This window comes from Streptomyces sp. NPDC052109 (assembly GCF_040680195.1).
Taxonomy (GTDB): domain Bacteria; phylum Actinomycetota; class Actinomycetes; order Streptomycetales; family Streptomycetaceae; genus Streptomyces.
This window is the reverse complement of sequence record NZ_JBFAWF010000001.1, coordinates 120010-132024: the sequence shown is the minus strand read 5'-3', so window position 1 is coordinate 132024 and position 12015 is coordinate 120010. Positions and strand designations below refer to the sequence as shown.

Sequence of the window (12015 nt, the reverse complement as noted above, 5' to 3'; positions counted from 1 at the left end):
AGCCTGCCGTCGGCGGCGACTGCGCCGTAGGACCCCCCGGGAAGTGGGCGTATCACCGGCATCGGCCCTTGGGTCGGCTGCGTTCGAGCCCTTGGCCGGGAGCGCTCGTATGCACGCCGGGCAGTTCGGCGACCCTGCGCTGGCGTGGGCGCCGTATCTCCTGTGGCGTCGACAGCGGCCCTTGGCCGGGCTCCCACGGTTCATCGGCGAGGTCGCACCTTCCGCGCGATGCAATGCACAGCGGAAAGGCCTGGTCGACTGCAGGCGGCGGTCAGGGGGCGCGGTACGCGTGCTGTCGCCGAAAGTGACGAACGATATCGATGATATAGAAAAAGCGATAACAGCAGTAATATGCCAATTATGCGGACGCAAACCGTGCGGACGCGGCAACGGATCCTCCGGGCCGCAGCGGATCTGCTGACGCGCGAGGGTTGCGCGGCTGTTTCGACGCGGGCGGTGAGCGCTGCGGCCGGGGTGCAGCCGCCGACGCTGTACCGCCTGTTCGGAGACAAGGACGGGCTGCTCGACGCGGTCGCGGCCTTCGGGTTCCAGCAGTACCTCGCCGAGAAGCAGGCGCTCGGGGACACCGGCGACCCCGTCGACGACCTGCGCCGCTCGTGGGACCTGCACGTGGGATTCGGCCTTTCCCGACCGGGTTGCTACGTACTGATGTACGGCGAAGGGCGTTACCGGGGGGATTTTCCAGCGGGGCCGGAGACCATCGCGATTCTGCGCCGGAACATCGCACGGGTGGCCGCCGCCGGCCGCCTTCGCATGAGCGTGGCGCGCGCGACTCAGCTCATGCACGCCAACGGGGTCGGCGTCGTGCTGTCACTGATCTCGACCCCACCGTCCGAGCGGGATCCCGAGCTGCCGACGGTCGCCCGTGAACACGTACTGCGAACGATCACGACCGTGGGTGACGACGAGCCCGGGGCGTCGGTGGGCGTCGCGAGCCGGGCCGCGGCGCTGCGCGAAGCCTTGCGCGAGAGCGGCACCACGGCCCTGACGCGATCCGAGCGGGCGTTGCTGGCCGAGTGGCTCGATCGCCTCGCCGATACGGGTGAGCCGGAGCCCGTCGCCCGAGGAAACACCCGGCAGAAGGGATGACCGCGATGCCCACAGGTGACCAGATGGTTCCCATGGCCGTGCGGGAGGCGGGGCGGTCCGCCGGGCGGATGATCGGCTCTGCCGTCGCGGTGCTCGACGGGAGAGGGACGGTGGTCGGCTGGACGCAGGCTGCTCAGGGACTCACCGGCTTCTCCACCGCCGACGTGATCGGCCGCTCCGCCCTGGAGGTGCTGGCGGCACCTGAGGAGAGCGCGAAGGCACCGGCGTACGCGGAGCGGTGCCGTATCGAGGGCGGCTGGTCCGGCCTGGTCTGTCTTCGCCACCGCGACGGCGGCCGACTGGAGGTGAATCTGCGGGTCGCCCCGCTGGCGGGGCAGGGTGGGGGGACCCGCTGGCTCGTCTCCGCGACCGGCATGGCCGACATCTCCTCCTCTCCGGTGAACGGACTGGGGCTGGACTCTCTCCTGTCCAGTGCGCCGGTCGGCATCGCCGTCCGGGACCCGGAGTTGCGCTGCACCTGGGTGAACGACGCCCTGGCGCTCCAGGACGGCATCCCTCGCGAGCAGCGGCTGGGCCGACGCCTCACGGAGGTGCTGCCGGGGTACGACGCCGAAGCGGCCGAGGCGGTGATGCGGCGGGTCCTGGAAAGCGGCACGCCGAGGGTCGACCACGAATACCGGCTGAGCCTGCCGGCGGCGCCGAGGCGGGAGCTCGCGTTCTCGGTCTCCTTCTTCCGCCTCGACGACAGGGAAGGCCGCGCGCTGGGCGTGTGCGCCATGGTCGTCGACGTGACGGACCGCGAGCGGGCGCGTGAGCGGCTCGCCATTCTCAGCGAGGCCGGCACGCGGATCGGCAGCACCCTGGACGTGATGCGGACCGGGCAGGAACTCGCCGACTTCGCCGTGCCGCGCTTCGCGGACTACGTCACCGTCGACCTGGCGGAGTCGGTACCGCTGGGCGAGGAGTCGCTCGCCCGGCTCGGCGCGATGAGCGGCCGCATACCGGTCTTCCGCCGAGCGGGGGTGGCGTCGATCCACGAAGGGGCGCCGGAGTCCCTCTGGCCCCGCGGTGAGCCGGTCTTCGTCCCCGCGCCCTCGCCCTTCACCGATGTCCTGACCTCCGGCAGAGCACACCTGGAGCCGGTGCTGGACACCTCTCCCGGCACATGGCTCGACCAGGACCCGGGCCGGGCGGAGAAGATCCGCCGGCACGGGATGCATTCCTTGATGATCGTGCCGATTCACGCGCGCGGGGCGGTGCTGGGGGTGGCGGTCTTCGTCCGCACCGCCGATCCCGCGCCGTTCGAAGCGGACGATCTGCTCTTCGCCGAGGAGCTCGTCGCCCGTGCCGCGCTGTCCCTGGACAACGCCCGCCGGTACGTGCGCGAACGCGCCGCGGCCTTCGCGTTGCAGCGGAACCTGCTGCCGCGCCGCCTCACCGGCGGGGCCGCCGTCGAGGTGGCGTCCCGCTACCTCCCCGCGGACACGGAGGACGGCGTGGGAGGTGACTGGTTCGACGTCATCCCACTGTCCGGCGCCCGGGTGGCACTGGTCGTGGGCGACGTGGTCGGACACGGCATCAACGCCGCGGCGACCATGGGCAGGCTCCGCACGGCGGTGCACACGCTCGCGGCCATGGACCTGCCTCCCGAGGAACTGCTGGACCAGCTCGACGACACGATCTCCCGCCTCGCCGAGGAAGACCTCGAAGCCACGGAGGGGTCCGTCGCGGTCATGGGTGCCACATGCCTGTACGCCGTCTACGACCCGGTCAGCCGGCACTGCGCGATGGCACGGGCCGGGCATCCCCCGCCCGCGATCATCTCGCCCGACGGCCGGGTCGCCTTCCCCGACCTGCCCCCCGGCCTGCCGCTCGGCATCGGCATGGCGGCCTCATTCGAGGCCGTGGAGTTGGACCTGCCCGAGGGCTGCGTCCTCGCCTTCTACACCGACGGACTGATCGAGACGAGGGACGGGGACATCGAGGCGGGGATGCAGCGCCTGGGCGCGGCGCTGGCACAGCCGGACCGCCCCCTGGAAGAGCTCTGCTCGGCCGTGGTCGACACCGTGCCGGCCCGGGCACCGTCCGACGACGCGACGCTGCTCCTGGCCCGGACCCGCGCCCTCAGCCCGACCCAGGTCGCCGTGTGGGAGTTGCCGCCTGATCCGGCCGTCGTCGGGCACGCCCGCGCGTCGGCCGCCGGCCGGCTGGCCGAGTGGGGGCTGGCACACCTGGCGCCCACCACCGAACTGATCGTCAGCGAACTGGTCACCAACGCCGTCCGGTACGGCAGCGGCCCGATCACCTTGCGTCTGATCCGCCACCACGTGCTGGTCTGCGAGGTCTCCGACGCCAACGACACCGTCCCGCGCCTGCGCCATGCCCGGCTCACCGACGAGGGCGGTCGAGGACTGTTCCTCGTCGCACAGCTGTCCCACCGACGAGGCACCCGCTACACGACCAGCGGCAAGATCGTCTGGGCCGAACAGGAACTGACACCCTCGCTCTGAATTCGGGAGGACATGCGAACGAGGCGGCGCCCGCGGTCGGATGCCTCACGTCGTCGCGGCCAGGTCCGCCCGGCCGAAGAGGAGGGCGTAGCCCGTGGGGAGTTGGGTGAGGAGGCGGGTGGTCAGGGGTGCGCCCGCCCAGTCCGCCAGCACGCTGAGGACCGAGCTGACGTCCCAGCGGGCCGTGGCGGGCGTCGAGCCCTCGATGCGGGTGGCCACCGACTCCACGAACTCCCTCGCGGTCAGGGGGTGGGTGGCCGGGATCTGGGAGGCGATCACTCGGGCCGCCTCTCGGGGGAGGGCCTGGGCCAGGGCTACGCGTTCGTCGCCGGTCACGTGGCCGCCGAGGGCCGAGAGGACGACGCGGGTCACGCGTTCCGCCTCCGCCCTCGTCGGGTACTGGCCCTCCTCGCGTACCGCCTCGGTCAGTTCGGCCCAGCGAGCGGTGTCGGTGTCACGGGCCAGAGGGGGCGGCGTGGGGATGGTCGTTCTCGGGTGCGGGGTCGTCACAGTCACAGGGGTGGCTCCTCCTCCGGGGCGCTTCATTTCGGCACTTCGGCACGTCGGGCACTTCGACGCGTCGAGGGACCGGCATCCCGGTACCCCGTAATGCGGTGCCTATGAGAGGGAGTTCGGGCAATGTGTCGTATACGCGGCAATGGAGGGATGTGGTCCTGCCGTTGCGAGGCGGTCGCGTCCCGGGCCCGCCCGGCGCCCGGGACGCGCGCTTCCCCAGCCGGCCGGCAGGGGGGCGTCAGGTACTGAGCTGCTTGCGGCCGGCGTCGCCGCCCGCGATCTGGATGCGCCGCGGCTTGGCCTGTTCGGCCACCGGGATGCGCAGGGTCAGGACGCCGGCCTCGTACGACGCGTCGATGCGGTCCGTGTCGAGGGTGTCGCCGAGGAACAGCTGACGGGTGAAGGTGCCCGTGGGTCGCTCCGCCACGAGGATCTCCGCATCGTCGGGGGCCGGGTTCCGGCGCTCGGCGCGGACGTTGAGGACGTTGCGCTCGACGTCCAGCTCGATCGTTTCGGGGTCGATGCCGGGCAGGTCGAAGTGGACCAGGAAGTCGTCCCCTGCGCGGTAGGCGTCCATCGGCATCGCGGCCGGGCGCGCGGTGTCTCCGAAGAGCTGTTGCGTGAGGCGGTCGAACTCACGGAAGGGGTCCGTGCGCATGAGCATCACAGGTCACTCCTCTCCTCAGGTGCTGGAATGCGATGCCCTACGCCTTCTTATATAGCCCGCCGCCGGAAAGTTGACAAGGGCTGACTCAGCTAAGGCGAGTCCGCCGGCCGCGCGTTAGCCTCGGCCGTAGACAAATGGAAAGAGCTGTGAAAGAGGAGGCAGTCGTGGCCAGGGTTCCCAGTGCAGTTGTCGCCGCCACCGGACTCGTCGGCGGGTACGGCGTCGCCCGTTGGACCAAGAAGCGGCAGCTGGGTGGGGCCGTGCTGGGCGTCGCCGGGGCCGCCGCCGTCCAGCAGTGGCGCAAGCAGGCCGGCGGGAAGGCCGCGGGCGCGCTGAGCGCCGCGTACGTCGCTGCCTTCGCCGCGTCCCACCCGCTCGCCAAGAAGGTCGGGGCCTGGCCGTCCGTCCTCGGTGTCGCCGGCGCAGTCGCCCTCGCCTCCTGGGCCGTCGCCGACCGCCGGGGCTGACCCCCGACGCCGGCACTCCGGCCGTCACCGACCGCCCGGGCCACCCCCGGCACCGGCGCTTCGCCCGACGCCGACCGGGCCGACTCCGGCGCAGGGCGGCACCTTCCGGTGGCGGGTCGGGCTGAATCCGCTCGGCGAACCCCCAGGCCGACAGCCGGGCAGCGGTCGGGCCCCGTGACCCTCGCAGGGCCTCACTGGGTCAGGGATTCGGCGACCACCCGCCAGATCTCCGCGGCGAGGTCCATTGCCGCCGGCCTGGGCCTGCTCGGCGAGGCCGCGCAGGCCGGTGATGGCCTCCTCGCGCTTGCCCTCCATGAGCAGCACCCTGTGGTGCAACATGGCGAGCCTCACCCGCTCCTGACGGGACGTCACTTCGTCGAAGAGCCTGGAGCTGCCCAGCTGGGCGGCCAGGTGTGCCACGGCCCGCTCGGTGGGCTGCCGCGCGCCGGACTCGAGCCGTGACAGGTGGCCGGTCGACATGCCTTCGCCTGCGAGGGCGGCGAGGGTCAGTCCCCGCTCGGTCCTCAGTTGCCTGAGTCGGCGGCCGAAAACCGGCTGCGAGGCCCTCGACGCCGCTTGAGGGAACCTCGACCCGCACCGGTGCGGCTCCACGACCCCGCGGGTACGGCCGGCGCAGCGCCGGCCGTACCCGAAAGTCAGCGGAAGGCGGGGGCGTCCTGCGCGCCCGCTCCGGCGGCAACGCGTGCGCCGCTTCCGTCACCTCGCCGAAAAGCCCTCCGATAAGCCTGCGGACTCGTGCCCACCACCCTTCGGAAGCGCTCCCGGAAGGCGGTCGGTGAGCCGAAGCCGGTCTGGGTCGCGATGCGCTCGACGGGGTACGCCGTCGTCTCCAGCAGGTGTTGGGCCCGCCGTACCCGTGCCCGGTGCAGCCACTGCAGCGGCGTCGTGCCGGTCTGTTCGCGGAAGCGGCGGTTGAGGGTGCGGGTGCTCATGCCGGCCCGGGCCGCGACCTCGTCCACCGTCATGTCGCGGTCGCAGTGGTCCTCCAGCCAGTGCAACAGGGGCTCCAGCGTGGCGCCCGAGGGCGTCGGAGGCAGGTCGTGGACGATGAACTGGGCCTGGCCGCCCTCCCGTTCCAGCGGCATGACGGACATGCGCGCCGCGTGCGCCGCCACCGCCGAGCCGAAGTCCCGGCGGATCATGTGCAGGCACATGTCCAGAGCCGCCGCGGCGCCCGCCGACGTCAGGAACTGGCCGTTGTCGACGTACAGGACGTTCGGGTCCACCGTCACCTTCGGGTACCTCGCCGTCAGGTCCCCCGCCGCCCGCCAGTGCGTCGTCGCGCGCAGGCCGTCCAGCAGGCCCGTGGCCGCGAAGAGGAAGGCGCCCACGCAGATCGAGGCGATGCGGGTGCCGTTCGCCGCCGCCGCCCGCAGTGCCTCCGCCACGCCCGGCGGCAGCTCCCGCGGTGGTTCCACCACGCCCGGCAGGATGATCGTGTCCGCCTCGGCCAGCGCCTCGAGGCCGTACGGCGCCCGCACCGTGAACGCGCCCGCGCTCACCTCCTCCCGCACCGAACACACCCGCACCCGGTACGGCTCCCGGCCGTCGGGCAGCCGCGCCCAGCCGAAGGTGTCGATCGGGGCGGAGAGGTCGAAGGGGATGACGCCGTCCAGCGCCAGTACGGCCACCGTGTGCATGGCGGGATCTTAGACCTACGACGGATTGCGGCCAACAGCCTCCCGTCAGGTGCGTGGCAGCGAGACCGTCGCCCGTGCCTCTGGCGGGAATCCGTCGGCGCCTGGCAGTCCCGCCACTTCTGCCGGATCCGCCCGGCCCCTACCGTCACCGCGTGACCAAGTTCCTCCTCGCCGTCCACGTCCTCGCCGCCATCGTCGCCGTAGGGCCCGTGACCGTCGCCGCCGGCATGTTCCCGCCCGTCGCGCGCCGGGCCCTCGCCGCGCCCGGCGAACCCGGCGCCACCGGCACCCTGAACCTGCTGCACCGGATCTGCCGGGTCTACGCCCTCGTCGGCGTCGTCGTCCCGGTCTTCGGGTTCGCCACCGCGAGTGAGATGGGCGTGCTCGGGAGCGGCTGGCTGATCGCGTCCATCGTGCTCACCGCCCTCGCGGCGCTCGTCCTCGCCGCGCTGGTGCTGCCCGCCCAGGGCGCACTGGTGGAGGGCCGGGGCCCGAACCCCGCGCGGCTCGCCATGGTCACCGGCGTCTTCAACCTGCTGTGGGCCACCGTGACCGTCCTGATGATCGTGCGGCCGGGATCCACGACAGGAGCCTGAAGCGCCCGACCGCACCCGATCCCCGCCGTTACGGCGTGCTCGGTGCCGGCGGTGCCGACGGCCCCTGCGCACCCGGCGTGCCCTGCCCCGCCCTGGCCCGTGCCGCCACCGCCGACAGCGGGCGGGCGATGTCCTCCAGGGAGCGGCGTTCGGCCCGCACGGCCAAGGCGGCCGCGACCAGGCCCGCCACGCACATCAGGGCCGCGCCGATCGAGAACGCCAGGACCGTGTCGCCGACCTTCCCCGTGCCCGTGAGGTCGGCGAACAGCAGCGGGCCGCTGATGCCGCCGGCCGCCGTGCCGAGGGCGTAGAAGAAGGCGATGGACATCGCACGCGTCTCCATCGGGAAGATCTCGGAGACCGTCAGGTACGCGCTGGAGGCTCCCGCCGAGGCGAAGAAGAGCACCGCGCACCAGCAGGCCGTCAGCGTGCCCGCGCTCAGTGCACCCCGGTCGAACAGCCACGCCGTGCCGAACAGCAGCACACCCGACAGCAGATACGTCGAGGAGATCATCACCCGGCGGCCCACCGTGTCGAAGAGACGGCCCAGCAGCAGCGGGCCGCAGAAGTTGCCGACCGCGATCACCGCGAAGTAGTAGCCCGTGTGGTCCGAGGGCACGTCGAAGAACTTGGTCAGGATCGCGCCGAAGCCGAAGGTGATCGCGTTGTACAGGAACGCCTGGCCGATGAAGAGGGAGAAGCCCAGCACCGCCCGGCGGCGGTAGCGGCCGAAGACCGTACGGGCGATCTCCATGAACGTCACGCTCTTGCGCTGGTGGATCTCCAGCGCGTCACCCTGCGGCTCGGGCAGCCGCTCACCCTTCTCCTGCTCGACCTGGCGCTCGATCCCGGAGACGATCTCCTCCGCCTCCCGGTCCCTGCCGTGGATCAGCAGCCAGCGGGGGCTCTCCGGGACGTGACGCCGTACCAGGAGGATGACCAGGGCGAGGACCGCGCCTAGGGCGAACGTCAGGCGCCAGCCGACGTCCTTCGGGAGCAGGCCCGTGTTCAGCGCCAGGATCGACAGCAGGGAGCCGCCCACCGCGCCCAGCCAGAAGCTGCCGTTGATGATCAGGTCGACCCGGCCGCGGTACCGCGCCGGAATCAGCTCGTCGATCGCGGAGTTGATCGCCGCGTACTCGCCGCCGATGCCGAAGCCGGTCAGGAAGCGGAACAGGAAGAACCACCAGGCCTCCCAGGAGACGGCCGTGAGGGCCGTCGCCGCGAGGTACACCGCCAGGGTGATCATGAAGAGGTTCTTGCGGCCGAAGCGGTCGGTCAGGCGGCCCCAGAAGAGGGCGCCCGAGCAGGCGCCCGCGACATACAGCGCGGCGGCCACGCCGGTGATCTGGCCCGAGGTGATCGACACCCCGCTGCCCGGTTCGGCCAGGCGGCCGGCGATGTTGCCGACGACCGTGACCTCCAGGCCGTCGAGGATCCACACGGTCCCCAGGCCGATCACGATCGTCCAGTGCCAGCGGGACCAGGGCAGGCGGTCCAGCCGGGCGGGAATGTCGGTGGTGATGGTCCGGCCCGTCTCACCGGGCCTGCCGGTTTCGGGTGCGGGCGACTGCGCTGCGGCCATGGGCTCCCTCCTCGTCGAAGGACGTCCCTCCGACCGGGAGGGACGGCAGAACGGGTGCCCGCGTCCCGCCGTTTCAGGCGCCGAGCGTCCGTGTCACCGCGTAGATCAGCAGCCCCGCCAGTGATCCCACCACCGTGCCGTTGATCCGAATGAACTGCAGGTCGCGGCCGATGTGCGCCTCGATCTTCCGGGTCGTGTGCTCGGCGTCCCAGCCCGCCACGGTGTCCGTGATCAGCGAAGTGATCTCCTTGCGGTACGTCGACACCACGTGCACCGCCGCGCCCTCCACCCAGCTGTCGACCTTGTCCTGCACCTTCTGCTCGGTCGCCATCCGCGTGCCCAGCGACAGCAGCGCGGCCCGGACCCGTATCCGCAGCTCGCTGCGCTCGTCCTCGGCCGCGGCCACGATCATGGACCGTACGGCCGTCCAGGCGGACGCGATCAGTTCCTGCACCTCCCCCCGGCCCAGCACCTCGCCCTTGAGCCGCTCCACGCGCGCCCGCGTCTCCGTGTCGGACTGCAGGTCGGAGGCGAAGTCCGTGAGGAAGCGGTCCAGCGCGCCGCGCGCCGGGTGGGAGGGCATGTCCCGCATCTCGGTGACGAACCGCAGCAGTTCCTTGTAGACCCGCTCGCCGACCTTGCGGTCCACGAATCTCGGGGTCCAGCCGGGCGCGCCGCCCTCCACGGCGACCATCACATCACCGCGGTGCAGCACCAGCCAGTCGTGCGCGCGGGCCACCACCAGGTCCACCGCCCGCCGGTGCCCGCCGTCGGCGACGACCTTCTCCAGCATCTTGCCGATGCCGGGCGCGATCTCCTGCGCGTTGGCCCGCCGGGTGACCGCCTCACCGACGACCGCCTGCACGTCCGAGTCCCGCAGCACCGTCAGCGCGCCACGCAGCGCCGTCGCCAGCTCCGCCGTCACCCGGTCGGCGTGCTCCGGCTCGGCCAGCCAGGCCCCGAACCGGCTGCCGATGCCGACCGCGCGCAGCCGCTGCCGCACGACGTCCCGGGAGAGGAAGTTCTCGCCGACGAACTCGCCCAGCGAGATGCCCAGCTGGTCCTTCTTGGTGGGGATGATCGCGGTGTGCGGGATGGGCAGCCCGAGGGGGTGCCGGAAGAGCGCGGTGACGGCGAACCAGTCGGCGAGCGCGCCCACCATGCCGGCCTCGGCGGCCGCGGCGACATAGGCGGCCCACGGTCCGGCGCCCTCGTGCGAGGCCACCTTGGCCAGGACGTAGACCACGGCCACCAACAGCAGCAGGGCCGTCGCCGTGAGCTTCATGCGCCGCACGCCACGCCGGCGCTCCTCGTCGGCCGGGGTGAAGGCCGTCATGGTCTTGTACGACACGCTCCGCGCCGGCGCCGCTTCCGTCTCGGTCGGTTCCATCAGCTCCACCCGTTCGGTGTACCCACGGTGATCCCGCACACAATTGTCCCTTCCTGACCGACTCCCGGAACGGAACAAGAGTTCCCGGCGTCTGTCCGAACGGGGGTTTGGGCAGGGTCCTGACAGCTCTCCCCGGCCCATGACGCATCATGGGCTCATCAAGATCGGAGCCTCGGGCTCCCATCCCTAGGAGAACAACACAAGCGTGACCAAGCGTCATGGTTATGCGGTACTGAGTGCGCTCGTCGCCCTCGTCATGGCCGTGTCCGCCGCCATCTACCTCACCGTGACGGCCGACGACGGCACCTCGCGCGATGCCCTCACCGTCGACCGCCCGCACCACGGCTCCTCCGCCGCCCCCGTCTCGGCCGGCACCTGGGTCGGCGCCTGGTCCGCCTCCCCGGTCGGCGGCGAGCCCGGCACCGAGACGCGGGGGCTCGCGGGCCGCTCGGTGCGCAACGTCGTCCACACGAGCGTGGGCGGGACGAGTGCCCGGATCACGCTGTCCAACCTCTACGGCCAGGCGCCGCTGACCATCACGCACGCCTCGATCGCGCTCTCCGCGGGCGACGGCACCGCCACGGCCGACCCGGACTCGATGCGCCGCCTCACCTTCAACGGCGCCACCGGCGTGGTCGTCCCGGCCGGCGAGCAGGTCGCCAGCGACGCCGTACGCCTCGCCGTCCCGCACGACAGCGACGTCCTGGTCACCACCTACTCCCCCACCCCGTCCGGCCCGGTCACCTACCACCCGCACGCGCAGCAGATCTCCTACGTCGCCGCCGGCGACGCGACCGAGGACGTGAGCGGCAGCCCGTACACCCAGCAGACGCCGTACTGGCGCTACGTGACCTCCCTGGACGTCCTCAGCAACGAGGCCGACGGCACGGTCGTCGCCTTCGGTGACTCCATCACCGACGGCATCACCTCCACCACCGGCGCCGACCACCGCTGGCCCGACATCCTCTCGGGCCGGCTGCGCACCGCGATCGAGGGCGGCCGGCAGGTGCCGCGCTACAGCGTCGTCAACGAGGGCATCAGCGGCAACCAGGTCCTCGCCGACGGGCTCGGCCGGCCCGCCGAGAACCAGAGCGGCCTCGGCCGCTTCGGCCGCGACGCCCTCTCCCACCCGAACGTCAGGGTCGTCGTCATCGACCTCGGCATCAACGACATCCTGCGCAACCCGAAACTCGCCGACCCCAACGGGATCATCACCGGCCTGCGCACCCTGGTCCGCGAGGCCCACGCCCACGGCCTGAAGGCCGTCGGCGCCACGCTGATGCCCTTCCAGGGCCACCGCGGCTGGACGGCGGCCCGCGAGGCGGTACGACAGCAGGTCAACGCGGAGATCCGGGCGGGCCGGGTGTACGACGCGGTCGTCGACTTCGACAGGGCACTGCGCGACCCCTACGACCCGCGCCGGCTGCGCCTCGACTACGACTCCGGCGACCATCTGCACCCCAGCGACCTGGGTTTCGGCAGGATGGGCAAGACCTTCGACCTGAGCATGCTCAAGGGCGCGGGCCAGGCGGAGCTGTAGCTGCGACGCGGC

Annotated in this window: 10 protein-coding genes and 1 pseudogene; 5 read left to right on the top strand and 6 right to left on the bottom strand. The window is 72.0% G+C overall.

What is annotated here, in order from left to right:
* Positions 1 to 360 precede the first annotated feature (360 nt).
* Both AB0L59_RS00640 and AB0L59_RS00635 read left to right on the top strand, forming a co-directional pair.
* A complete protein-coding gene (locus AB0L59_RS00640) occupies positions 361 to 1110 on the top strand; it encodes a TetR/AcrR family transcriptional regulator (protein ID WP_365577720.1) in 750 nt (249 codons plus the stop codon).
* 5 nt (positions 1111 to 1115) lie between these two features.
* Positions 1116 to 3581: a SpoIIE family protein phosphatase gene (locus tag AB0L59_RS00635; protein WP_365577718.1), complete on the top strand. Its 2466-nt coding sequence runs from the start codon at positions 1116 to 1118 to the stop codon at positions 3579 to 3581.
* A gap of 45 nt (positions 3582 to 3626) precedes the next feature.
* Here the strand turns inward: AB0L59_RS00635 and AB0L59_RS00630 are convergent, their stop codons facing one another.
* Together AB0L59_RS00630 and AB0L59_RS00625 are read right to left on the bottom strand one after the other, a co-directional pair.
* Positions 3627 to 4097, bottom strand: a complete 471-nt coding sequence (locus AB0L59_RS00630) for a DUF2267 domain-containing protein (RefSeq protein ID WP_365577716.1) — start codon at positions 4095 to 4097, stop codon at positions 3627 to 3629.
* 238 nt (positions 4098 to 4335) lie between these two features.
* Complete coding sequence (locus AB0L59_RS00625; RefSeq protein ID WP_365577714.1) at positions 4336 to 4761, bottom strand: Hsp20/alpha crystallin family protein; 426 nt, start codon at positions 4759 to 4761, stop codon at positions 4336 to 4338.
* Between the two features lie 167 nt (positions 4762 to 4928).
* Between AB0L59_RS00625 and AB0L59_RS00620 the strand changes: the two genes are divergently transcribed.
* Positions 4929 to 5231: a hypothetical protein gene (locus AB0L59_RS00620; RefSeq protein ID WP_365577712.1), complete on the top strand. Its 303-nt coding sequence runs from the start codon at positions 4929 to 4931 to the stop codon at positions 5229 to 5231.
* Positions 5232 to 5624: 393 nt separating this feature from the next.
* Here AB0L59_RS00620 and AB0L59_RS00615 read toward each other — a convergent pair.
* Together AB0L59_RS00615 and AB0L59_RS00610 are read right to left on the bottom strand one after the other, a co-directional pair.
* Positions 5625 to 5843: pseudogene (locus tag AB0L59_RS00615) on the bottom strand (helix-turn-helix transcriptional regulator); the annotation flags it as partial.
* A gap of 44 nt (positions 5844 to 5887) precedes the next feature.
* The gene (locus tag AB0L59_RS00610; protein WP_365577710.1) at positions 5888 to 6892 is read right to left on the bottom strand and encodes a helix-turn-helix domain-containing protein; all 1005 of its coding nucleotides are present in this window, start codon (positions 6890 to 6892) and stop codon (positions 5888 to 5890) included.
* Between the two features lie 152 nt (positions 6893 to 7044).
* On the opposite strand from AB0L59_RS00610, the gene AB0L59_RS00605 reads away from it, so the two are divergent.
* A complete protein-coding gene (locus tag AB0L59_RS00605) occupies positions 7045 to 7488 on the top strand; it encodes a hypothetical protein (RefSeq protein ID WP_365577708.1) in 444 nt (147 codons plus the stop codon).
* A 28-nt stretch (positions 7489 to 7516) separates the two neighbouring features.
* Here the strand turns inward: AB0L59_RS00605 and AB0L59_RS00600 are convergent, their stop codons facing one another.
* Positions 7517 to 9073: an MFS transporter gene (locus AB0L59_RS00600; protein ID WP_365577706.1), complete on the bottom strand. Its 1557-nt coding sequence runs from the start codon at positions 9071 to 9073 to the stop codon at positions 7517 to 7519.
* 73 nt (positions 9074 to 9146) lie between these two features.
* Entirely contained in the window at positions 9147 to 10463 is a 1317-nt protein-coding gene (locus AB0L59_RS00595) for a DUF445 domain-containing protein (RefSeq protein ID WP_365579442.1), read from the bottom strand.
* Between the two features lie 205 nt (positions 10464 to 10668).
* On the opposite strand from AB0L59_RS00595, the gene AB0L59_RS00590 reads away from it, so the two are divergent.
* The gene (locus tag AB0L59_RS00590; protein WP_365577704.1) at positions 10669 to 12003 is read left to right on the top strand and encodes an SGNH/GDSL hydrolase family protein; all 1335 of its coding nucleotides are present in this window, start codon (positions 10669 to 10671) and stop codon (positions 12001 to 12003) included.
* Positions 12004 to 12015 lie beyond the last annotated feature (12 nt).